The organism is Brevibacillus borstelensis (assembly GCF_036700025.1).
Classification (GTDB): domain Bacteria; phylum Bacillota; class Bacilli; order Brevibacillales; family Brevibacillaceae; genus Brevibacillus; species Brevibacillus borstelensis.
Genome location: NZ_CP144922.1, coordinates 2,706,190 through 2,728,772 on the forward strand (window position 1 = coordinate 2,706,190; position 22,583 = coordinate 2,728,772).

The window sequence follows — 22,583 nt, forward strand, 5'->3', positions numbered from 1 at the left end:
ATGAGAGAGGAAGCGATGAATATGCTCCTTACTGTCCTGGGGTTTCAGTCCCCTTATCCGGGCCCTGCCGGAGCGACTCCCGGCTACCTGATTCAGACCGCATATACCAACCTTCTGCTCGATTGCGGGAGTGGTGTATTAGCTCAGCTTACCCGTCATCTGCCGGTTTACGATCTGGATGCGCTCATCCTTTCCCATTATCACCATGATCACGTAGCCGATGTCGGCGTATTGCAGTACGGCCTCATGGTCCATCAATTATTTGGCCAGCGGGACAAAGAGTCTCCGCTGCCGATTTACGCTCCGGGCAAACCTGCTGAAAAAACGGCGGAACTGGTGTACCGCGATGCGACTCGTTTTTACCCGGTAGATGAAACGACAACTTTGACGATCGGGGATATCCGCGTCTCATTCCTCCGCACCGATCATGGAGATGGCGACCCTTGCCATGCAATCCGATTGGAATCGTCGGGAAAAACGATTGTATATGGAGCAGACAGCGGTCCGGGAACGGATTGGACACCGTTCGCCAGCCAGGCCGATTTGTTTATTTGCGAGGGTACTTATCTGGAGCGAAACAAGCCTGCACGCCCAAATGGACATCTGAGCGTTGGGCAGGCGGCGGAATGGGCGGAGAGACTGCGCTGCGGCTCCCTTCTCATCACTCATCTGTTTCACGAGTACACAGAAGAGGAAGTGCGGCAAGAAGCGAAAGCGTACCGGAGCGGCACTTGTTATGTAGCAAAAATCGGTTTGCAGATAGATCTATCGCTATAGAAAGAGAGGAGAGAAGCAAGATGTTTCCCAATGTCTTGGAAGTAGCACGAACATTAATACGGGAGAGAGTTGTTGCCGGGGAAACGGTGATCGACGCAACGATGGGAAACGGGAACGACACCCTGTTCCTTGCTCGTCATGTGGGTGAAACCGGCAAGGTAATCGCTTATGATATCCAACCCCAAGCCATGGAGAAAACAAAAGAACGCCTCGAGCGAGAGGGAGTCCTCGAACGGGTCGAGATGAAATTGGCGAGCCACGAGGAGATGACGCAGCTGACGGGGCCGGTCGGGGCGATTATGTTCAACCTGGGGTATTTGCCAGGGGGAAACAAAGAGATCACGACCCAGGCAGCGACTACGATCCGGGCGATCGAAGCGGGTCTGTCCCTTTTGAAGCCCGGCGGAATTATGACCGTCATGGTTTATTGGGGGCATCCGGCTGGCTCCGCTGAAAAGGAAGCGGTGCAGTTATATTGCTCGCAACTCAGCCAATTGGAATTTTTGGTGCTCCAATACCAGTATCTCAATCAGCAGAACCAGGCCCCTTTTTTGCTGGCGATAGAACGAAGAGAAATGTGAGGAGCGTTTTGCCATTTACGGAGGCCTGATTTTTGTATTTCGCAGCTTTGGACTGGCGGCAGAGATTTTTTCTTTCCCGGGCAAGCGCATGTTCCGACAACCTTAAAAAAGAATGCAAAAGGGTGTCGAAGGAGCAAACAAACATGTTCGGGAAAATAGGCACGCCCTTCCCGGGTCATATACATACCCTATGATGAGGAATGCATCAAGGGGGCAAAACTCCGTGAATAAAGTCGGAATCATGCTGGATTGGAACATCATCCAACACGGCATCAACGGCAAAAAATCGTATGAACGACTGCCTTATTATGTGGAAATCGGGAGAGAATTAGGTCTTGAGCCAGTCTTTTTTCATCCTCGCCATGTCTTGTCGAACGGAAAGGTGAAAGGCTATTTTTGGAATGGGAGCCGCTTGGTTCCGAGAGTGGTTCCTGTGCCGCGGGTTATCCATAACCGCGTGTTGACAGGAGACCTGAAAGCCCGTCAAGTAATCAGAAGCCTGAGCAAGACACAGCTCGTTTTTAACGGTTTGGTCGTCAGAGACAAGCGGAAAGTCCATCAGATGCTTTGGAAAAACCCGCAAGTGCGCAGCTATTTGCCCCATACGGTCCCTTATTCAAGAGACAACCTGCGTCATTTCCTCGACCGCTATCGAATCGTCTATGTGAAGCCATCGATTGGTTCGGTAGGAATCGGTGTGGTTCGCATCGAGCGAGAGGGGGACCATTACCATTTCATCTCTTCACAGTATCGAAAAGTATTATCTCGGCAAGGTCTGATTGTGGAGCTTGCCAGGTGGATCGGAAACAAACGGTACTTGATCCAGCAAGGTATCCCTCTGGCCCGGTATGAAGGCAAAACATTTGACATACGGGTCTCCGTGCAAAAAAACCGGGAGCAGAAGTGGTCTGTAAGCGGAATGGTTGCGAAAGTGGCCAATCAAAAGAACAAGCTGAGCAATTTGGCTCGCGGAGGTAGAGCTTTCCCTCTGGAGACCGTTTTGAGAGAGAGTTTTTCTCCTGAGCAGCAGAAGGAAATCATCGAAAGGATCGGGCTTGCAGCGATACAGTTGGCCAGGCAGTATGAAAGCTACTACCCTTCGCTTGCCGATTTGGGAATGGACATGGGGATTGATGGGAAAGGGAACCCCTATCTCATCGAGATCAATATTCGAGATCAGCGCTACTCCTTTTATAGCGCGGGGGAAATGGCAATGTTTAAGCAGACCTATCGCCATCCCCTTGAATACGCCAGCTCCCTGATGAGAGGGATGGTTCCGTCTATCAGAAAAAGCAGCCAGTAAAAAAAGCAGACCTGTTTGCCGAAAGGCCAGGCCTGCTTTTTTCTTTTAGCAAAAATGAGGGACACTATGTAGCATCAGATGGAGTGGCCTGATTTTCTGCCGCCGGGTAAGGAAGTTGGCGGAAATGGCGATATGCCACTGCCAGGATGGATTTTCGCGTCAGGATGCCCTGGAAAACCCCTTCTTCGTCCTCAATACATATAAATGGATGGTTGATCGACATTTCCAACGCTTTCAAAAACTCCTCAGAATTCTTCATCCGGGCAATTTTGGTCGTCATCACCTCATCGACTGTATAATCATCCATTTTTTCATATTCAAATCGTTCCAAGCCCAAGATTTTGTTTAAAATATTCGTTGTGCTGACCTGACCGTGCAGGCGATAGGAGTGATCCAATACGGGAATTGCCGAATAGCCAGACTTGATGAGTACGAGCAGGGCATGTTCCAAAGAATTCCCCAGTTGTACGTGAGCTACTTTTGTCGACGCAATTACGAGATCTTTTATTTTTGTATGGAGCAGTTGCCAGTCCGGATTCAAACAACGTCCACCACCTTTCTCTACATTGGCGAACCTGATTCGCCTTATGTGGTTCACCTCTATGATACCGTATGGAGAGAGGGAAGGGTAGGGCTGCGTGCAAACAAAACAAAGATGCCCGGCAAAACAGCCGGGCAAATATCGAGGTGTGGAACAAACGTCCCTTACCCTGTAGTATGCAGGATCGCAGGGCTATTTACACTAGGATTTTGTAGGAAAACAGGCGTAACTTTTTTACCGGTTCAATCGTCTTACTGATGGATCCCCTTTTGCTAGGAGCTGTGTTGCCATGCGAAAAACAATTTGGGGGGCTGTTGCCCTGTTCATGATCTTATCTGCAGGAGCCGGTTTTTTTGTGGGCAGACAGTTATCTTTGCACGGCTCAGGATTTGATCGCGCCCAAATGTCTGAAGTCCCCGACTGGCTCGTGGAGGATTTGCGCAAAGAGCTGGATGAAAGCGTGCGCAATCTGGTTGTTCCTGCCCAAATTACAGTTGTCCCTATAGGGATAAGGAAAATAGACGCATCTATAAAGCCCTCTTCGGCGACTGAGGGTACGCCGGATGCTCCTGATCTGCTCGCGGCTGTAAAACTGCCAGAGGGACTAGGGGCGACAATCCTGTACGAACGCCGAAATGGTGACTATGAAGCTGTATTCAGCAAGCAGGAGAGCGTATACAGCTATCAGGTTGTCGGGGAGGATTACTTGGTTCTGACGACAGACATCTCCGCTGTGCAAGGAGATGAGCGTGCCTTATACGTGATTCATAAGACGCCCGAAGGTTATCATGAGGCCTGGAGCGGTATCGCCCACCGCCGCAATCAACAAGAGACGATGGATGTGCTCGATGCCACCGTAAAGCTGGACCCAGAGGGAAAAACCATGGTTTATTTCAGTTTGGAACGCACTTTGGACCAGACGGGAGTCGCTTTGATGGAGAAGAGCTCCTACCAGCTTCTGCGTTACAATGAACGGACCCATCGCTTTGAAAAGTGAAAGGCGCCTAAGTTGTTTAGGCGCCATGTGTGTTTATTTGTACCCGTCTACGGCTCTTGCGTTTTGGCCTTTGGTTCCAGAAGGAAATCAGGGTGTGCTCATACAGGAAAATACACAATGGCGGGGTAATTACAAACATTGCCGCCATTAAGACCGGAGTTGACCAATTCAGCCGGAAGATGACGTAGCTCTCCAGCAGGAATAGGATCAGCGGATGCACAAGGTAGATGGCCATATTATACCTCGCCCATTTGGACAGCCATTCGCTGAGCGCCGGTAGTTTGCCAAGATACCGGGAGAGCGGATAAAAACCGACCAGGAAGCTCGTCGTATAGATCAAGTAAATCGGATCAAAAATATTCAGGCTCTGTTCATAACTGATGTGGTTGTTCAAATAGCGGTACGCGATCCAAACGCCCAGACTGATTGTCAAGATCCATGCTGGCAGCTTGATGCGATCTGTCCAGAGCCGCCATTTATCCACATGAAGTCCGGCATATGCCCCCAGTGCGAAAGTAAAGAAGTACATATAGACGTAATTTTGACCGCTTACGTATCCGTGCTCGATCAGAGAGAGCAGCGGGCCCGCAGACCAATCGATTGCCCACTGAGGATCGGCAAATAAATAGTGGAATGCGACGTACAGCGCATTTTGCAAGAAAAACAGCAGAGCGACCATCCAAAAGCGCAAATACCGCTCAAACCACTCCTTGCAAACAAAAAAGAGCAAATTCAGCTGCAGATATAACGGAATATAATATAAATGATAAAAAGAACTGCCGGTTAGCAGGCTGTGAAAAAATTGTGGAGCCAATTGGGCCACGTTAACGGTTTGCAGCTTGAAAACTGTATAAATCGCCGTCCAAATGATATAGGGAAGAACGATGACTCTCCAGCGCTTTCGCCAGAATGCCCCCCAGTCGACCTGGCGTTTCTGATACCAGTAAAAAAGCAGCATCCCCGTTGCAAAGATAAACAGCGAGCGTCCAAACCGCAGCAATATGAGCAAGACAGCCTCGATGTCCGTATTCCAGGGATACTCGCTCTGTGTCTGAATAAAGAAACCCAGAATATGAATGACCAATACGGTAGCAGCCCCAAAAACAAAAAGGGCATTCAGATCCTGAAAAGTCCCCTTTCGATTGCTATTCATATCTCCTCCTAAAGCTTTTAACAGCACGTTTTATCCACGTGCTTTTTTCTGGTTGCCAGGAAATACGTTTTTACGGTTCGGCTGTTAATTTCCAGTCTGGTTTACGCAACTCTTCCGCTGTAAATGCAAATAAGTCAAGCCTTTCTGCCAAATGGACACGAGACTCGGAAAGTGTTTGCGCATCAACGGCAAACGCTGCAGGCTGTACGGGCCATTCTGATTGAATGGCAGCAAGCAGCCGTTCTTTGACGTCGGCTACAGAGACGCTTTTGCCGGTGAGGGCATCAATACTGCCCACTGTTTTTCCGTCAATAAAGGGGATCGGCTTGTTTTTCTCCATTTCAGCCAGGCCGGCCAAATCGTAAAAATGTTCCATCCACTCTCCGCGGGGCTGGTCTTCCACATTGATGCACAACTGCAGGATGGAACCAAAACGAGTGCGGCGCTGAGCCATGCCGCCGATTTTTTTTCCGTGAATCGAAAAATCATACTCTCCGGCACAGTAAGAGCCTGTCACCTCCCCGAACTCGATGACACCGTAGTCACGCAGTCCGACTGCGAGCAAGCCGGTAACGAAGCGGAAAAATGCATCGATAGAGATGGTGGTATCGGGCAGCAAACAGGCCAAGTTTAGCACACCAGCATCGAGCGGGACACAGGCGCCGCCGGAAGACCGCAGCACACAGCCAAAGCCTTGCTGTCCAAAATGGCGTAAAGCGTCCTCCAACCGGGGGAGCTTGGCATCGCGCCGCCCCAGGTACAGGGCTTTGTCATACACCCACAAATGTAAAATGGGGGCTGCTCCATCTCTCTTCATCTGAGCCGCCAACGCTTCGTCACGGGAGAGAGGCTCAAGCGGGCTTTCCCGGTAGATGCCCGAATCCATCCACAAAAACGGCTGGTTTACAAGAAATGACATAGGAAACCCCTTCCCGGTCAAGAATCGCTACCATTATAACTCTGAACGCCATTCATTTCTAGTGATCTTCTACACGCAATTTTTGCCGCGAATAAAAAAACCGTTTCCGGCTGGCGGCCACAAGCGGACCGCACAACCGACGGAAACGGTGATATCGAAACTCAGTCAAGCACTTTAAACGTGAAGTTATCAAGAGAGGTCAGCTTGCGCGGAGCATCCTTTGTCGCATCTTTTTGCAAATAAAGGCCAAGCTGAGTATTGGAAAGCTTCAATTTTTCCTGGCCAAACAAATACTGGTTGTTCATGTAAATCGAAACGGCATCGTCTTTTACCACGATTTTCAATTTGTTCGTCCCTTTCAGCTTGTAAGAACCGGATGCAATGGTATCGAAATCGTCGTCATTGACGTCATCCACGGTCGCAAGGGTCACACGATCTTTGTTCAGGAAAACGACATGCGCTTTGCCGTCCTTTGCGTTAAAGTAAAGGCCGCCCAAACCGTTTGTCCCGTTCGCATTGACATCCACAGACATTTCAAAGTGATCCGTATTGGCCTTTTCGTTCCAGATCAAAGGCAGGAAGAAATGCTCCAGCTTGCGGTCAGTAGTCGTGGCCGTTGCTTGCTTGTTAATGACACCCCATGTGCCTACTGCATTGTCTGTATCCCAGTTTTTCAATTCCTCCGAAGAGAAATTGTCGCTGACGCTGGTCGGAAGCTCCGGAGTTGGCTTGTCAGGGGATGGGAAGACCACTTTTGTTTCATCATCTTCGCGATCCAACAGAGCCCGATACAGGAGAGAAGCCGCTTCCGCACGAGTAATCGCATCTTGCGGACGGAAGTAGTTGTTGCTTCCTTTCATCAGGTCGGTCTGGATCGAGATCGCAACGTAAGGGCGAAGCGCAGCCGAAATGCGGTCGTCATCGTTGAAGCGCTTCAGTACGCTAAGGTCGGCTTTGTGTGTGCGATCGTAGCCCAACAGGCGGACGAGCGCGACGGCAATATCTTCCCGTACAGCATACTGATCAGGCTTGTAGGTGTATTTGTTCCCGGATTTATACCCGGTCAGGTACGGCTTGGCGTATTCTACATAGTAGAACGCCCAGTGATTGCGCGGAACGTCCTGGAAGGTCTGGCTCACCTTTTGCTTGTGAATATCGACGCCAGCTGCTGCAATCATGATTTTGGCAAATTCGGCACGGGTTACCTTGTTGTTGGGACGGAATTTTCCATCCTCGTAGCCTTTGATAATCCCTTTGGACGCCATTGCCTGGATTTCTTTGTACGCCCAGTGACTCCGAGGGACATCGGAGAAGGTCGTCGACGCGCTGACGAACGGCACGACAGTGACAAAGAGCATCACCGCCATTAAAAACGTAAGAACTCTTTTCATAGAAACCTCCTGATCTCTTTTGATTTCGTTCGGCCTGCTTCTATGACGCCAGGGGACAAGGATAAGTTGCAGAAAACCAAGCCCGTTTGGCAAAATTGTGTAATTAGTCTCACGCAGAAACGCTGTTCTATGAAGAAAGCAGGAAAAGGCTATGACGCAGGGGCTCTGAAAGGGGAGCCGGTATGAATGAGACAAGTACAAGGAAACAGGGGAGGCACGGACCACAGCAGATGTGCTCTTGGGAAATTATATGGGACCGTTTCCTCATTCATGAATCCGCTTTTCGCGGACATGCCATACCGTTCGGTTGGATGAGCGAAGGAGCGGATAAAGCTCTCTGGAATCTTCATAGGATATTCGTATTTCATTTCAGGAAAAAGGCATTGATGTGCTATAATCATGAGTTGTAACTACCTACAAACACATCTTGCAGATGAGGTGATAGACTGATGTCAGTAAACAAGGAAGCGACTCCGGACTTAAAATCCGGGAAGTCATCCAAAACGGTAGAGGATTTCGCCAAATATTTTCAACCGCCCTCTTTAAAGGAAGCAAAAAAACGGGGCAAAGAAGAAATTCAAGTACACTACAACTTTGATATCCCGGAAGAGATGAGAGAGATCGGGAAGGGCAAGCGCTATCATGTACGGACATATGGCTGTCAGATGAACGAGCATGATTCAGAAACCATTGCAGGTATTCTCGAACAGATGGGGTATACGTTTGCAGAGGATTTCGAAGAGGCTGATGTAGTTCTCTTCAATACCTGTGCGATTCGCGAAAATGCCGAGGATAAGGTTTTTGGCGAGCTGGGACATATGAAGCGTCTGAAAAACAACAATCCCAACTTGATACTCGGTGTCTGCGGTTGCATGTCCCAGGAAGAGAAGGTTGTCAACAAGATCCTGAAGAGCTACCAGCAGGTAGACCTGATCTTTGGGACGCACAATATTCACCGGCTTCCTTTCCTGCTTCGGGATGCCATATTCAGCAAGGAAATGGTCGTCGAAGTGTGGTCTAAAGAGGGCGACATTATCGAGAACATGCCGAAGAACCGCGTAGGCAATATCAAGGCCTGGGTCAATATTATGTACGGTTGTGACAAGTTCTGTACGTACTGTATCGTTCCGTACACGCGCGGCAAAGAACGCAGCCGCCGTCCCGAGGACGTGATCGCAGAGGTGCGCGAACTGGCCCGCCAAGGCTTTAAAGAAATCACTCTGCTCGGCCAGAACGTCAACGCCTACGGAAAAGATTTTGAGGATATCGAATACGGATTTGGCGACCTGCTTGACGAAATCCGCAAGATCGACATTCCGCGTATCCGCTTTACGACGAGCCATCCGCGTGATTTTGACGATCATCTGATCGAGGTGCTGGGTAAACGGGGCAATCTCGTTGAACACATTCACCTGCCTGTCCAATCCGGTTCGACTGAGGTACTCAAACGGATGGCCCGCAAATATACGCGCGAACACTATCTGGAGCTGGTGCGTAAAATTAAAGCGGTGATTCCGGATGTAGTGCTGACAACCGATATTATCGTCGGATTCCCGGGAGAGACCGACGAGCAGTTTGAAGAGACGCTTTCGCTTGTTGAAGAGGTAGGCTACGACTCCGGGTATACATTTGTGTATTCGCCGCGCGAAGGTACCCCTGCAGCTGTCATGGAAGACAATGTTCCCATGGAAGTGAAAAAAGAGCGGCTGTATCGCTTGAATGAGCTGATGGCAAAAATCAGTTTGGAAAAAAATAAACCATTGCAGGATCAAGTCGTCGAGGTATTGGTTGAAGGCGAATCGAAAAACAACCCGAACGTGCTCGCTGGGCGTACCCGGACAAACAAGCTGGTTCACTTTGCGGGTGATAAATCGCTGATCGGACAATACACGCATGTAAAGATCAATGACGTAAAAACATGGACCTTGCACGGCGAAATCGTGACAAAAATCGAGGTGTAATGAATGATGGAACAAACAGGCCTGTACACGCAAAAAGAGATTTTGGATAAAGCAAGAGAGCTGGCAGCTATGATTGCACAGACCAAAGAAGTAGATTTTTACAAGCGGGCAGAACTGCAGATCAAGCACAATGAGCGCGTGCAAGATTTGATCGACGATTTAAAGAAGAAACAAAAACAGATGGTCATGTTTGAATCGATGAACAAGCCGGAGCTGGTCAGCAAAGTGGAAGCAGAATACAATCAGCTTCACGATGAGCTGGACAGCATTCCGATTGTTACGGAATTTAAGCAATCGCAAGTCGATGTAAACGATCTTCTGCAAATGGTCACCACGGTTATCACCAACACCGTTTCAGAGCGCATCGTACTGGATACCGGCGGGAACCCGTTGACAGGCGAGACTGGCGGCGGACCAGAGAAAAAGCATAAAGGCGGCTGCTGCTCCTGATACTCCGGCAACGGAAAGATACGGGAGGATGAACCGGCGACAAGCTCTGCCAAAATGGCAGTAGGTGTTTGCACCCTAGTCGGATGCCCTGCATACAAATGTACAGAAACGTTGTATGGAGGAGGTAACGAAATGTCGGGTACAGACAAAGACCTGCAGTGCCGGGAACTCATCGCAAAAGCCGTCTGCGGTAAAGGTCATAAATTCACACAAACGACCCACACCATCATACCGTCGCATACTCCTTCGACGATCCTCGGATGCTGGGTGATAAACACGAACTTCCAGGCAGAGAAGGTAGGGGACGCGGTTGAGGTATCTGGTACGTATGACGTCAACCTTTGGTACTCGTTTGCAGATAACACGCAAACCGAAGTAAAGCGGGAGACAGTCAATTTCTCCGTACTCGTTCCGCTTACGTTCTTCGACAGAAACAGCCGCGGAGACCTGGAAATCCTGGCCCGCGCCGTTGAACAGCCGAAGTGCGTCAAAGCCGAACTGAGCGGCGGTGGCACCGTCACTGTAAGAGTCGAAAGTGAATATGCCGTCGAAATAATCGGGGAAACCAAGGTATGCGTAGTCGTTTGCCATAGCTGCGACGACAAGGATTACCATTTGATTGGTGATTACGAAGACAACAGCGACGAGTTTGATGACTTTGATTCGGCCACCCTGCTGGACGAATTGGATTAAGAGGAGAGAAACTGTCTCCTCTTTTTCTTTTTGCCAAATGAAGCCCGTCTGCAAAAGCAGAGCGCGGCGGCTTCACTTTTTGCCGGATTGCGACATAGGCTATCACATCAGAGTGGAGGTGAGGCCCTTGTTTGCAAAAAGTGAAGTGGATTGCTCTCCAGCTCGATGGGGAGATCCTGGATGCCAGACAGCCTTGCCCGGAAATGAAGAGAGTACAATCAAATTTATGCAAAAACCGGATCGAATTCTTTATTTGCTGCGAACCAGCGGCATACCGGTGACGACGAAAGCGGCCCCTGAACCCGGAACCAGAATCTACCGCGTTCATCTTTTTGAAAATCACGTGCTGATGGTCGAAAAATCCTATGTGCAGCAGCAGTGGACCAAGTACTCCATCGCTCATAGCGATTTCCAGCGAATAGATCCGGCTGTCGACGATTATGAGGCAAGGGCGGTTATCCGCCTCGCGATCCGCAGCTTGTATGCGGTCGGTTTGCACCTAGGTCAGATCATCCTGCAGGCGGCCTCTCCATTTCGTGTGAAAGTACGCAGTATCTCCGCCGAATGGGACGCGGAGCATAAGCCGGGATTTCTCGCCGAGGCTGAAGCGTGGTGGTTGAAGGAACAGGGTAGCTGGGAAAGTCCTCAAATCCAGCTTGGGGCCGATCCGGAGTTTGCGCTTCGTCATCCCGACGGAAAAATGGCGCTTGCCTCTGATTTCATGGGGATCAGTGGTGTAGTAGGGTGCGACTCAACCCGTTATCGCGAAGACCTTGCACTGCATCAGCATCCGCTGGTCGAGCTCCGCCCCGCGCCCTCGGCAGAGCCGGACGCGTTGTTCTCGCGCATTGTCAAAGCGCTCGGAGCTGCAGCCAAGAAAATCGTCGACAAGGAAGTGGAATGGATCAGCGGGGGGATGCCATTCGACGGCTACCCGACAGGCGGCCATATACACTTCAGCGGGATCAGACCCCATTTTTCCCTGCTGCGCCGCCTGGATGCATACCTCGCGCTTCCGCTTGTCCTGATCGAAGATGAAGGCTGTCAAAAACGGCGTCCACGCTATGGATTTCTCGGTGATGTTCGCGAAAAGGAATACGGAATCGTAAAAGGCTTCGAGTATCGCACCTTGCCCAGTTGGCTCGTGCATCCCGTCGTGGCGAGAGGCGTTCTTCATCTGGCGCGACTGGTTGCGTCTTCGGCGGATATATTATCACGAGGCTGTATCGCCCCTGCCTTGATCCGTGCCTATTACAAGGGGGAAAAGGAACAATTGGTCCCTTACGTAAACAGCATTTGGAAGGAGATATCTGCGCTGCCTGGATACGAGCGTTCGCGGAGTTGTCTGGACGATTACTTTTCTTTTTTGCTGGCAGGTCATACTTGGCCGGCAAACAGCGATCTGAGGAAGGTATGGTGCCATTACGTCGGCAAAGCATAATCGCCAGGATGAGCGCGATCTCTTGCAGCCATGCACGGGGAAAGGTTCAACATACGGCTTTCCCCGTGTTATAATGGACGAACGAGAATGAAGCTAGGAGATAGGTTACAATGGCACAATATACACCGATGATTCAGCAGTATCTGGCGATCAAGCGTGACTATCCGGATACTTTCTTATTTTTTCGCTTGGGCGATTTTTATGAACTGTTTTTTGAAGACGCAGTCGTGGCATCGCGTGAGCTGGAAATTACCTTGACAGGGCGCGAGGGCGGCGGCGAAGAAAAAATCCCGATGTGCGGCGTTCCTCATCACTCTGCTGATGCTTATATTGCCGAATTGCTGAAAAAAGGCTACAAGGTAGCCGTCTGTGAACAAGTAGAAGATCCAAAGGAAGCGAAAGGAGTCGTCCGTCGGGAGGTCACGAGGGTTATTACTCCCGGGACGATGATGGAGGGCAAATGGCTCTCCGACAAGGAAAACAATTACATGGTTGCGATTGCGCAAGCGGAGGGCAGCATGGGTGTCGCCGCTTGTGACATGAGTACCGGCGAGATGTACGTAACCTCGCTGATTGGCAGACGAGAGGCAGCGCTGGATGAAGCGATGCAGTACCACCCCAAGGAATTGGTGTTATCCGGGTGGGCTGGAGAGCTCAAGTCAGATGTACCTGTCACATACATAGAGGACACTGAGCTGGACGGGCTTGCCGTCGACCGCCAATACGGCAACGACGCACGTGAGCTTGATCTCGCCATGCGCAAGGCAGTCAACACCCTGCTTCACTATATCGGCGTCACACAAAAGCGAAGCCTGTCACACATGTTGTTGATCAAGCGCTATGATGCCAAGCAGTACCTGCAGATGGACGGCTTTTCCCGCAGAAATCTGGAGCTGACCGAAACGATACGGGACAAATCGAAGAAAGGCTCGCTGCTCTGGCTTCTGGATCGCACCGAAACAGCGATGGGAGGCAGGCTGCTTCGCCGCTGGATTGAACGTCCGCTGGTAAACAAAAGTGAACTTGAGGCCCGCCTGGATGCCGTTTCGTATTTGAAAGGGGACATGCTGCTTCGTTCAGACTTGAGGAACTGTCTGGATCAAGTGTACGATTTGGAGCGTCTGGCAGGAAGGATCTCTTACGGCAATGCGAACGCTCGCGATCTGGTACAGCTTCGTCATTCGCTGGAAACGATACCGATGTTGAAGCGGCTGCTGCTGGAGACAGATGCACCGGTTTTGAAGGAATTGGCTGCGGGAATGGATGAGTGCGCAGACATCGTCACGTACTTGCAGGCTGCTCTCGTAGACGATCCGCCTATTTCGGTACGGGAAGGCGGTTTGATCCGGACCGGTTATGATGAGTATCTGGACAAGCTTCATACAGCGAGTCGCGAGGGCAAGACGTGGATAGCCCAACTGGAGCAGACAGAGCGGGAAGCGACCGGGATTCGCTCGTTAAAAGTGGGATACAACAAGGTCTTTGGCTATTACATCGAGGTTTCACGGGCGAATCTGGCTAACGTGCCAGCTGGCCGGTATGAACGAAAGCAAACATTGGCGAATGCGGAACGCTTCATCACGCCCGAATTAAAGGAAAAGGAAGCGCTGATCCTGGAGGCGGAAGAAAAGCTGATCGAGCTGGAGTATCAATTGTTCGTCCAGATTCGCAATGAGGTAGCGGCTCATATCCCGCGCTTGCAGAGCCTTGCGGAGCGGGTGGCAGCGATCGACGTGCTGCAGGCATTCGCTACAGTAAGCGACGAACGCGGGTACGTACGTCCGGAGCTGGTCACAACGGGTGAATGTGTCATTACAGATGGCAGACATCCTGTGGTAGAAGCCGTCCTCGAACGGGAAAAATACGTCGCCAACGACGTTCATATGAACCAGACAGATCGGCAGATTCTCCTCATTACCGGTCCGAATATGGCCGGGAAAAGCACGTACATGCGGCAAATTGCGCTCTTGGTCGTCATGGCGCAAATCGGCTGCTTCGTGCCGGCAAAAGCAGCCCGGTTGTCTTTGGTCGATCAGATTTTCACGCGGATTGGCGCTGCCGACGATCTGGCCTCCGGGCATTCCACGTTTATGGTGGAAATGCTGGAAACCAGGCACGCTCTGCAAAAAGCAACGGCCCAAAGCTTGATCCTGCTCGATGAGATTGGACGAGGCACCTCTACCTATGACGGAATGGCTCTGGCACAGGCGGTAATTGAATACATCAGACAAAAGATCGGTGCCAAAACGTTGTTCTCTACCCATTACCATGAGCTGACAGGTCTGGAGGAATCGTTGACCGGAGTCGTCAATGTGAACGCAAGATGTGAAGAACGGGCCGGAAAGCTGCTCTTTTTACACAAAATTGAGCCTGGCCGCGCAGACAAAAGCTACGGAATCCACGTCGCAGAGCTGGCCGAGATGCCCCAGCAGGTCATTGAACGTGCACGAGAAATTTTGGCGGGATTGGAGTCGGCGGGCACGACGGCAGGTGATGTGCAAATGTCCCTGGAAACGCTCTGGTCTGCTCCAGTGGCTGCTGTACGCGAAGAACCGAAATCCCTGTTGTCGCCAGAAGAGGAACAGGTGCTGTCTGAGCTCCGCGAGCTGGACCTCAATCAGACGACGCCGATGGACGCCATGCTGAAGCTTTTCCATTGGAAACAGCAAATGAAAAAAAGCAAGTAAACCAGTTCGAGGAGGAAACCGATGGGGAACATACATGTGCTGGATGACAACCTGGCCAATATGATCGCCGCAGGCGAAGTGGTAGAACGGCCCGCTTCCGTTGTGAAAGAACTGGTGGAAAATGCAGTTGATGCAGGGGCAAGCACAGTGGAAATCCATGTGGAAGAAGGCGGCCTTTCCCTGATCCGTGTAGTCGACAACGGTCAAGGCATGGATCGGGAGGATTGCCGTCTCGCCTTTGAACGCCATGCGACGAGCAAAATACGCAGTCCCCGAGATTTGTTCCGAATACGGACGCTTGGCTTTCGCGGAGAGGCCTTGCCCAGTATCGCGGCGGTTTCCCGGGTGGAACTGACGAGCACCCAATCGAGCGGGCAGGTAGGGACTCGGTTGATGATGGAGGGTGGAGCGATTGCAAGCATTAGCGAAATCGCAGCTGTCAAAGGGACCGAGATCATTGTCCGCGACTTGTTTTACAACACGCCAGCCCGCCTCAAGTATATGAAATCGATTTCTACGGAGATTGGCCATATTTCCGATTACGTCAACCGTTTAGCCCTGACATACCCTTCAGTGGCATTTACGTTGACTCATAACGGAAAGAATTTGCTGCATACATCCGGGGATGGCAAGCTGCTGCACGTAATGGCTGCCATTTACGGTGTTCAGGTAGCCAAGCTGCTGCTGCCGATCAGCGGAGAGACGCTCGATTTTCGGTGGACCGGATTCATTTCCAAAACGGAAGTAACCCGGGCAAACCGGTCGTATCTGTCTACCCTTGTAAATGGTCGATACGTACGCCATTTCGGGTTGAACAACGCGATCATGAGCGGCTATCATACATTGCTTCCGATCGGCCGCTACCCGATCGTCACGCTCCAGATCGAGATGGACCCGACTTTGCTGGATGTCAATGTCCATCCAGCAAAGCTGGAGGTTCGTTTTAGCAAGGAAGACGAGCTGTGCACGGCGATCGAGCAATGCGTGAGGTCTACGCTGCGCCAGGGACTGGACATTGTGCGTCCGTTGACAGCAGAGCGCAAGGCAAGGGTTATCGAGCAGGTGGTACAGCCGCAGTTTGATCTGACCTGGTCAAAGCCTGCCGGTCAATCGAATGCAGACACTACAAAGCCATTTCAGGCAGAAATACAGCAGCCGCTTTCCAGTCCCGGCAGCTTCCATCCGGAAATACAGGGAGCGAACGAAGAGATGCCGGCCGCTGAAGCGGTGAGCCTCGTTCGGGCGCATGATTTGGCCCGTTCAAATACAGAGCAGGCTGTTGATGCCGGAAAGCAGAAGCACAACGCTGTAAAAGAGGGCAGAGAGGAATACACAGCGTGGCAAAACGGCGGTATGGCTGCTAATACAGCACTAGCGGCCGTTTCTCCGGGGGTGTCCACGGCGACCACAGCAAGTGGGGATGATTTTGAAAGGACCGACCTGGAAGTTCATCTTCCCCGGGATGGATATGAAAAAGGTCCCGAAGAACGTGGAGCGGAGAGCAGCTTGGATCCATACGGGGAAGATGTAGCTGTTGCGGAGAAAACGGAGACAGTGCCGCAAATGTATCCCGTCGGCCAAGTGCACGGTACGTACATTGTGGCTCAGAATGAGAATGGCATGTATTTGATTGACCAGCACGCTGCCCAGGAACGTATCTTCTATGAGCATTTCATGCAGAAGCTGGCGGAGGAAAGTGTCGCAAGTCAGATGCTGCTGTTTCCGCATACGGTTGAATTGACTGCCCAGGAAGCGTTGAAGCTGGACAAACGGCTCCCGCTGCTGCGCTCCTTTGGGCTTGAGATTGAGTCCTTCGGCACAAAGACGTTTATCGTACGTGCACATCCTCACTGGTTCCCGGAAGGAAGCGAGCTGGAGGTAATCGAAGAGCTGATCCAATTTGTCATGGAGGCCAGCGAGGCAGCACAGGCTGATATTCGCTCGATGAGGGAGAAGGCAGCGATACTCATGTCCTGCAAAGCGTCGATCAAAGCGAATCGTTTCCTGACACACGCGGAGATGGAAAGCCTGCTAAGCCAACTTCGGGAAAGCTCCAGTCCATTCACCTGTCCGCATGGCCGCCCGATCATCATTCATTTCTCCAGTTATGATTTGGAGAAAATGTTCAAGCGCGTTATGTAAGTTTCTAAGTGAAAAAAGGGTCAAGGGCTGTCTGCACAAGCCCTTGACCCTTTTCATGTAAAGGAAGATATGGTCGAATGTTGCGAATCGCAAGTCAGGACTCTGCTTTGGTTACTTCAATGTACTTCAGCGTATGGCCAGACATATCCACTACCTTGAAGCAATAGCCGTCCTCCACGAGCTTGTCGCCGGTCTTGGCAGTGAAATGCTTGGAGAGGAACCAACCGCCGAGTGTATCGATGATATCGTCTGAAAGGTTGGTGCCGAGCAGGTCGTTTACTTCGCTGATGATAAGCTTCGCGCTTAAAATATAGTGATTGTCTTTCAGTTTGCGGATATCGGGTATCTCGTCAGCGTCGAATTCGTCTCTGATTTCCCCGACTATTTCTTCCAAAATGTCTTCAACAGTAACCAATCCGGATGTGCCGCCGTATTCATCCAAGAGGATCGCCATGTGAATGCGCTCTTTTTGCATTTTTACCAGCAAATCGCGGATTGCAATGGTTTCAATGACCCGGATGACCGGATGGATGAACGACTCGAGTCTCATATCAGAGGATTCGTTCACAAGCCTGGCCGTCAAAATTTCTTTTATATTGATCATCCCGAGAATATCGTCTTTATCACCGTTTACGATGGGGTAGCGGGTGTAGTTCTCTTTCCTGATGGTTTCTACCATTTCCTCAAAAGAATCATGGATGGACAAGCTGACGATTTCTGTACGGGGAACCATAATTTCTTTTGCGATTCTTTCGTCAAATTCGAAAATATTGTTCACATACTTCAATTCATTCTGATTAATTTCACCACTTTGATAGCTCTCTGACAGCAGCAGCCGGAGCTCTTCCTCAGAGTGGGCCATTTCGTGTTCAGAAGCCGGTTTCATACCGAAAACGCCGACCAGTACACGTGCAGATCCATTTAACAACCAGATGAAAGGATACATCAATTTGTAGAACCAGATGATCGGTCTGGCGAAAAGCAGGGTAATGGTCTCCGCTTTTTGAATGGCAACCGTTTTGGGCGCCAGCTCGCCCACTACAACATGAAGGTATGTCATGGCGACAAAGGCAATGCCGAAAGACAACAGATGGGAGATAGAGTCATTCAAGTCCCACTTTACAAATAAGGGATGAAGCAGCCTCTCGACTGTCGGCTCCCCTAACCAGCCTAGTCCCATTGCGGTAACCGTGATACCTAATTGGCATGCCGACAAATACTCATCGAGGTGCGTGGTTACTTCCTTTGCAGCGAGCGCACCACGCCGACCTTCTGCCACCAGTTGGTCAATCCTGGTGCTTCTGATCTTCACGATTGCAAATTCAGTTGCCACAAAAAAACCGGTTAATGCAATCAGGATCACTACCAATATTAAGTTAACTAGTTCCAATGAGTAGCCTTACACAAGTAAGGCGTACACCTCCCTGTTCGAATGTATGGTTAGCTGCATCCATATTAACATTTACGAATATCAATGCGCCGGGTTTCACATGTCTTTTCTATGTATTTTTTGTAAGAGGGCAAAATCTAGAAGAGCGATGGAGGCTTTGATGTGGATGTTGGTGCAATCCTAGCGGGGTCATGTTTTGCGAACATGTGTGTTCCGTTGTTCAAGAGATTTCTGCACATTTGGCAGCAATGGCTAACATGGAGAGAAGGTATACTCCGCATTTACGGATGCACGAATTTTGATTTCACCAGGCTGGATCGGGGTGGCCGCTCTGGCAAGGAATGTCTCGGCTCGAGACGAAAGAGCCTCAGGAGCTGAGGTAAGCTCTTGCACCTGATGAGGAATAGGGTTGTATCGGACACCGAGTGTCCTTGCGATCGTTGCGGCTTTTTGCTGGCTGTCCTTGACCGCCGTCGAGAGAGCTTGATTGTAAAAGTACTCGGGGTCTCTTAGAGTGAATTGGATGCTGGAAACGGTATTTGCACCATGCTCGACAGCCGTATCGACAACAAGCCCGGTCTGCTCAATCTGGCCTATGATAACTTGGAGCATATGAGTCACTTTGTAGCCCTGGAAAATTTGTCTGCCATCCTGGTATTGGTACTGGATTTCGATTTGGTAGCGGAGTGTTTTCAGCAGCTCTTGTGGAATTCCCAGGTTCGTCAGAGATTGAATGACCCGCGACACAGCTTCTGCATTTTCGGCTTGAGCGAGCTGGAGATTTCGGTTTTCTGTAATTGTTCCCAAAATCGCAACCGCCTGGTCCGGAGCCGCGGAGATTGTACCTTCGCCAGTAACCTTGATCACGTACGGATTCCGGGGAGTTGGCAGCACAGGGTAATGAGACATGGATTGATGGGGATACATCAAACGAACCACCTTTCATAAAAATATGCTCTCTACACTGTATTACGCCGCATCGAGACCATACCTCAAGATCAAAGGTCCAGCGATTGTAAACTTCTTGTAAAAAATTTATTGCAGGCCAAGGGAGAGGCAAAAACAGATTTGACATCCCCAACCGGAAAAGATATAAAAATGAAGTGGACAAGAATGCCAAAAAAGCGAAATGTGGAATGATTGTAAAAAGGAGCGTCTTGGACAGATCATGATTTCATTACGAACGGGTGATACGGATGATCGTCACCACCTCCCTTGAACCGAGCGCAGAAACGACGAGGCACGCACGTGAGCTTGCGGCGCGTTTCAACCTGACTCTCGTAGAGCGAAAGGACTACTCGCTTGCTGAATTGAGAAAAAGATTTGCTGAATCGGAAGTATTGATCGTATCCTCCAAGGGAGCTAGACTGGAGGCAGTGGGAAAAACAGCGTTCTTTTTTCACCCGAACACGGCTGCATTTCGTATAAAGCGGTTGGAGCGCGGCGATAATGATACTATGCTCACTGTTTGCCAAATTCAACCAGGAGACAAGGTTCTGGATGCCACCATGGGCTTGGGCGCTGATGCCATCGTGTTTGCTCATGGCGTTGGAGAAACGGGACGTGTAGTCGGGGTTGAATCCGAGCGGACCATCGCTTTGTTGATTGAAGACGGGCTTGCATACTGGCCAGCCGAATCACAAGCTTTGCGTGAAGCGATGAAGCGGGTGGAAGTTCGGGTCGGGAACCATTTGGACGTATTGAGAAGCTTGCCTGCCGATTCATTTGACGTGGTGTACTTTGATCCCATGTTCGAAGAGACGGTGAACAGCTCCGCGGGAATAGCCGGAATCAGGGAATGGGCAAATAACCGTTCACTGGAGCAAGCTGCCGTAGCGGAGGCGCTTCGCGTTGCCAAAAGGCGAGTCGTCCTGAAGGAAGGGAAGACAGGAAGGCTGTATCAACAGTTCGGTTTCACTCCCTATCGAACCAGAGGAAACCAGGTCGTATACAGCTATAAAGAGAAAGGCGGAGGGGAGTGAACGTGCAAGAGAAAGAGAGACTCGTCGTAATCGTAGGACCGACGGCAGTGGGCAAGACAGCTTTAAGTCTGGAGCTGGCTGAGCAGTTTCGGGGAGAAATCATTTCCGGTGACTCCATGCAGGTTTACCGCGGGATGGATATCGGCACTGCAAAAGCGTCTCCGGCTGAATTGGCAAAAGTACCGCATCATTTGATCGACATTATTGATCCAGATGAAGAGTATTCAGTAGCCCGCTTTCAAGAGTCAGCTACCCGATTGATTACCGAGATCAACGGACGCGGACATCTGCCCTTTATCGTGGGAGGAACCGGGCTCTACATAGAGTCAGTGACCCATCGCTTTCAATTTGCTGCAGCCGAGCAAGATTTGGAATTGAGAAGCCGTCTGCAAAGGCTGGCCGAGATTGAGGGTGTGGAAGAGCTGCATCGGCTCTTGGCTGATGTGGATCCGCTGACGGCGCAAAGACTGCATCCCAATGATGTGAAACGAGTCATCCGAGCCCTGGAGATCTATCAACTGACGGGTACGCGGATGTCCGATTTTCAACACAGGGAAGCATATTCGCCTTATGACATCTTCATGATTGGCCTGACGATGGATCGGCAAAAGCTGTATGAGCGCATCAATCAGCGAGTGGACAAGATGATTGAGGACGGTCTGGTAGAGGAAGTAAGGCGACTTTTGGATCTCGGCTACGGTTCGGCATTGACCTCTATGCAGGGACTCGGGTACAAAGAGCTGATCCCTTACCTCTACGGAGAAATCACATTGGAGAAAGCCGTGAACGATATCAAGCAGCGTACGAGGCATTTTGCCAAAAGGCAGCTTTCCTGGTTCCGGCGGATGTCAGCTATCGAGTGGTTTGACCTTACGAACACCGATGACTACCCGAAGATCGTCCAAACAATCAAACAGATAATGGCAGGAAAGTTTCCTCAATTGCCGAATATATAACATACAAGTCCTTTTAGGGGGTAATGACCAATGAAACAGACGATCAACATTCAAGATACGTTCCTGAACCACTTGCGGAAGGAAAACATCGCGGTCACCATCTACCTGGTAAACGGTTTTCAATTGCGCGGTTACATCAGAGCGTTTGACAATTTCACGATTGTCATTGACAGTGAAGGGAAGCAGCAACTGGTCTATAAGCATGCCATTTCCACCTTCACTCCACAGCGTCCCGTGTCGCTCATGTCTCAGGACAACAATCAACAAGCATAAGCGTCACAACAACGAAGCCGGGATCTTAGCCATCCGGGCTTTTTTATCTGGTATGACAACGCAATCAATCCGCACGAAGAGAATATAGCTGACAAAATAGCAGGATAGTATACATAACTTTTCTTATGTAAACGGGAGAGGACAATGCCTTTTACTTTTGCCCATCCAGCAATCGTCTTGCCATTGCGGCGGGTTCGCTGGTTTTCTTTTACTGCGCTTGTTTTTGGAAGCATGGCCCCGGATTTCGAGTATTTTTTGCGTTTGCAAGCATACAGCTCGATGAGCCATACGCTGGCAGGACTGTTTCTGTTTGATTTGCCGATGACGTTTTTATTGGCCCTTCTTTTTCACGGCATTGTGAAAAGAGCGATGATCGAGCATTTGCCAGCACCCTTTGACCGCGGACTGCAGCACTGTGCCGAGTCGCCCAGGCGCCTTACCACGCTGCGTTCTTTTCTCGTCTTTTGCTGCTCTGCTGTCCTGGGGAGCGTAACCCATATTTTCTGGGATGCTTTTACCCATGACGGGGCATTCATGGTAAGTCGGTTGCAGCTCTTGCAGGAAAAAGTGGAGCTGGCTGGAATGGCCATCCCCGTGTACAAGTTTTTGCAGCACGGCAGTACAATGGGCGGGTTGCTCTGCATAGGGCTCGTGATAGCAAGGGAAGCAAGGCATGGGTTGCGTCGGGCCGAGCTGAAGCCGCAGGCGGCTTCCAAGGATAGCAGACAGCTTTCTTGCCGGGAAAAATGGTCTTTCTGGCTGGGGGTTGCCGGGTTTGGCCTGCTTGCTGCGGGCGCATACCTTTATGCGATTGACGGGTTGTTTCCCCACTTGCGGCCGCTTCGTGCTGTTGTTCCCTTTTTGTCGGGATGCATGGCAGGATTGGCTGCTGTTTCCTGTTACTTGCGATGGCGACGGGTCCCGGGAAGGTAATTGCCTTACACCG

General features: G+C 50.6%; 20 protein-coding genes. 14 read left to right on the top strand and 6 right to left on the bottom strand.

What is annotated here, in order from left to right; all coding sequences use genetic code 11:
• Positions 1-21: 21 nt before the first annotated feature.
• The 3 genes from V5G20_RS12720 (at position 22) to V5G20_RS12730 (ending at position 2,661) form a co-directional block, all read left to right on the top strand.
• Positions 22-777 (top strand): MBL fold metallo-hydrolase, encoded by a 756-nt coding sequence (locus tag V5G20_RS12720; protein WP_338463465.1) that lies wholly within the window; start codon positions 22-24, stop codon positions 775-777.
• A gap of 20 nt (positions 778-797) precedes the next feature.
• Complete coding sequence (locus V5G20_RS12725; RefSeq protein WP_024983812.1) at positions 798-1,358, top strand: class I SAM-dependent methyltransferase; 561 nt, start codon at positions 798-800, stop codon at positions 1,356-1,358.
• 223 nt (positions 1,359-1,581) lie between these two features.
• The gene (locus V5G20_RS12730) at positions 1,582-2,661 is read left to right on the top strand and encodes a YheC/YheD family protein (protein ID WP_003385766.1); all 1,080 of its coding nucleotides are present in this window, start codon (positions 1,582-1,584) and stop codon (positions 2,659-2,661) included.
• A 64-nt stretch (positions 2,662-2,725) separates the two neighbouring features.
• On the opposite strand, the gene cbpB is transcribed toward V5G20_RS12730, so the two are convergent.
• The gene (gene cbpB / locus V5G20_RS12735; protein ID WP_003385765.1) at positions 2,726-3,202 is read right to left on the bottom strand and encodes a cyclic-di-AMP-binding protein CbpB; all 477 of its coding nucleotides are present in this window, start codon (positions 3,200-3,202) and stop codon (positions 2,726-2,728) included.
• Between the two features lie 289 nt (positions 3,203-3,491).
• Here cbpB and V5G20_RS12740 point away from each other — a divergent pair, with 289 nt between their 5' ends.
• Positions 3,492-4,199 (top strand): hypothetical protein, encoded by a 708-nt coding sequence (locus V5G20_RS12740; protein ID WP_024983811.1) that lies wholly within the window; start codon positions 3,492-3,494, stop codon positions 4,197-4,199.
• 16 nt (positions 4,200-4,215) lie between these two features.
• Here V5G20_RS12740 and V5G20_RS12745 read toward each other — a convergent pair whose 3' ends face one another.
• The 3 genes from V5G20_RS12745 to V5G20_RS12755 form a co-directional block, all read right to left on the bottom strand.
• A complete protein-coding gene (locus tag V5G20_RS12745) occupies positions 4,216-5,352 on the bottom strand; it encodes an acyltransferase (protein ID WP_338463439.1) in 1,137 nt (378 codons plus the stop codon).
• A 70-nt stretch (positions 5,353-5,422) separates the two neighbouring features.
• Positions 5,423-6,271, bottom strand: a complete 849-nt coding sequence (locus V5G20_RS12750) for a lipoate--protein ligase family protein (RefSeq protein ID WP_003385762.1) — start codon at positions 6,269-6,271, stop codon at positions 5,423-5,425.
• A 161-nt stretch (positions 6,272-6,432) separates the two neighbouring features.
• Positions 6,433-7,662, bottom strand: a complete 1,230-nt coding sequence (locus V5G20_RS12755; protein WP_003385760.1) for an S-layer homology domain-containing protein — start codon at positions 7,660-7,662, stop codon at positions 6,433-6,435.
• Positions 7,663-8,111: 449 nt separating this feature from the next.
• Here V5G20_RS12755 and miaB point away from each other — a divergent pair, with 449 nt between their 5' ends.
• The 6 genes from miaB to mutL all read left to right on the top strand — a co-directional run bounded on the left by miaB (position 8,112) and on the right by mutL (position 17,036).
• Entirely contained in the window at positions 8,112-9,623 is a 1,512-nt protein-coding gene (gene miaB / locus V5G20_RS12760) for a tRNA (N6-isopentenyl adenosine(37)-C2)-methylthiotransferase MiaB (RefSeq protein ID WP_024983809.1), read from the top strand.
• A gap of 6 nt (positions 9,624-9,629) precedes the next feature.
• Positions 9,630-10,073, top strand: coding sequence for a RicAFT regulatory complex protein RicA family protein (locus tag V5G20_RS12765; protein ID WP_003385756.1), 444 nt, complete (start codon positions 9,630-9,632; stop codon positions 10,071-10,073).
• A gap of 132 nt (positions 10,074-10,205) precedes the next feature.
• On the top strand, positions 10,206-10,766 hold the full coding sequence (gene cotE, locus V5G20_RS12770) for an outer spore coat protein CotE (RefSeq protein ID WP_003385755.1): 561 nt from the start codon (positions 10,206-10,208) through the stop codon (positions 10,764-10,766).
• Between the two features lie 118 nt (positions 10,767-10,884).
• The gene (locus V5G20_RS12775) at positions 10,885-12,207 is read left to right on the top strand and encodes a putative amidoligase domain-containing protein (RefSeq protein WP_311068401.1); all 1,323 of its coding nucleotides are present in this window, start codon (positions 10,885-10,887) and stop codon (positions 12,205-12,207) included.
• Positions 12,208-12,317: 110 nt separating this feature from the next.
• On the top strand, positions 12,318-14,894 hold the full coding sequence (mutS, locus tag V5G20_RS12780; protein ID WP_003385753.1) for a DNA mismatch repair protein MutS: 2,577 nt from the start codon (positions 12,318-12,320) through the stop codon (positions 14,892-14,894).
• Positions 14,895-14,915: 21 nt separating this feature from the next.
• Positions 14,916-17,036, top strand: coding sequence for a DNA mismatch repair endonuclease MutL (mutL, locus tag V5G20_RS12785; protein ID WP_003385752.1), 2,121 nt, complete (start codon positions 14,916-14,918; stop codon positions 17,034-17,036).
• Positions 17,037-17,130: 94 nt separating this feature from the next.
• Here the strand turns inward: mutL and V5G20_RS12790 are convergent, their stop codons facing one another.
• Positions 17,131-18,426 (bottom strand): hemolysin family protein, encoded by a 1,296-nt coding sequence (locus tag V5G20_RS12790; protein ID WP_031932883.1) that lies wholly within the window; start codon positions 18,424-18,426, stop codon positions 17,131-17,133.
• Positions 18,427-18,678: 252 nt separating this feature from the next.
• Positions 18,679-19,353, bottom strand: coding sequence for an SIMPL domain-containing protein (locus V5G20_RS12795; protein WP_031932882.1), 675 nt, complete (start codon positions 19,351-19,353; stop codon positions 18,679-18,681).
• A gap of 269 nt (positions 19,354-19,622) precedes the next feature.
• Between V5G20_RS12795 and V5G20_RS12800 the strand changes: the two genes are divergently transcribed.
• From V5G20_RS12800 to V5G20_RS12815, 4 genes are all read left to right on the top strand, one after another.
• Positions 19,623-20,408 carry a class I SAM-dependent methyltransferase gene (locus V5G20_RS12800; protein ID WP_003385749.1) on the top strand — a complete coding sequence of 262 codons (786 nt, stop codon included), beginning with the start codon at positions 19,623-19,625 and terminating at the stop codon, positions 20,406-20,408.
• 2 nt (positions 20,409-20,410) lie between these two features.
• Positions 20,411-21,364 carry a tRNA (adenosine(37)-N6)-dimethylallyltransferase MiaA gene (gene miaA, locus V5G20_RS12805; RefSeq protein WP_422387996.1) on the top strand — a complete coding sequence of 318 codons (954 nt, stop codon included), beginning with the start codon at positions 20,411-20,413 and terminating at the stop codon, positions 21,362-21,364.
• Between the two features lie 30 nt (positions 21,365-21,394).
• A complete protein-coding gene (hfq, locus tag V5G20_RS12810; RefSeq protein ID WP_003385747.1) occupies positions 21,395-21,637 on the top strand; it encodes an RNA chaperone Hfq in 243 nt (80 codons plus the stop codon).
• Positions 21,638-21,781: 144 nt separating this feature from the next.
• Entirely contained in the window at positions 21,782-22,570 is a 789-nt protein-coding gene (locus tag V5G20_RS12815; protein ID WP_003385746.1) for a DUF4184 family protein, read from the top strand.
• The last annotated feature ends 13 nt before the right edge of the window (positions 22,571-22,583 follow it).

Excerpts from the sequence above, each read along its gene's own strand:
- V5G20_RS12720 (WP_338463465.1), top strand. The coding sequence starts at position 22 with ATGCTCCTTACTGTCCTGGGGTTTCAGTCCCCTTATCCGGGCCCTGCC.
- V5G20_RS12725 (WP_024983812.1), top strand. The coding sequence starts at position 798 with ATGTTTCCCAATGTCTTGGAAGTAGCACGAACATTAATACGGGAGAGA.
- V5G20_RS12740 (WP_024983811.1), top strand. The coding sequence starts at position 3,492 with ATGCGAAAAACAATTTGGGGGGCTGTTGCCCTGTTCATGATCTTATCT.
- V5G20_RS12745 (WP_338463439.1), bottom strand. The coding sequence starts at position 5,352 with ATGAATAGCAATCGAAAGGGGACTTTTCAGGATCTGAATGCCCTTTTT.
- V5G20_RS12750 (WP_003385762.1), bottom strand. The coding sequence starts at position 6,271 with ATGTCATTTCTTGTAAACCAGCCGTTTTTGTGGATGGATTCGGGCATC.
- V5G20_RS12755 (WP_003385760.1), bottom strand. The coding sequence starts at position 7,662 with ATGAAAAGAGTTCTTACGTTTTTAATGGCGGTGATGCTCTTTGTCACT.
- miaB (WP_024983809.1), top strand. The coding sequence starts at position 8,112 with ATGTCAGTAAACAAGGAAGCGACTCCGGACTTAAAATCCGGGAAGTCA.
- V5G20_RS12765 (WP_003385756.1), top strand. The coding sequence starts at position 9,630 with ATGGAACAAACAGGCCTGTACACGCAAAAAGAGATTTTGGATAAAGCA.
- cotE (WP_003385755.1), top strand. The coding sequence starts at position 10,206 with ATGTCGGGTACAGACAAAGACCTGCAGTGCCGGGAACTCATCGCAAAA.
- mutS (WP_003385753.1), top strand. The coding sequence starts at position 12,318 with ATGGCACAATATACACCGATGATTCAGCAGTATCTGGCGATCAAGCGT.
- mutL (WP_003385752.1), top strand. The coding sequence starts at position 14,916 with ATGGGGAACATACATGTGCTGGATGACAACCTGGCCAATATGATCGCC.
- V5G20_RS12795 (WP_031932882.1), bottom strand. The coding sequence starts at position 19,353 with ATGTATCCCCATCAATCCATGTCTCATTACCCTGTGCTGCCAACTCCC.
- V5G20_RS12800 (WP_003385749.1), top strand. The coding sequence starts at position 19,623 with ATGATCGTCACCACCTCCCTTGAACCGAGCGCAGAAACGACGAGGCAC.
- hfq (WP_003385747.1), top strand. The coding sequence starts at position 21,395 with ATGAAACAGACGATCAACATTCAAGATACGTTCCTGAACCACTTGCGG.
- V5G20_RS12815 (WP_003385746.1), top strand. The coding sequence starts at position 21,782 with ATGCCTTTTACTTTTGCCCATCCAGCAATCGTCTTGCCATTGCGGCGG.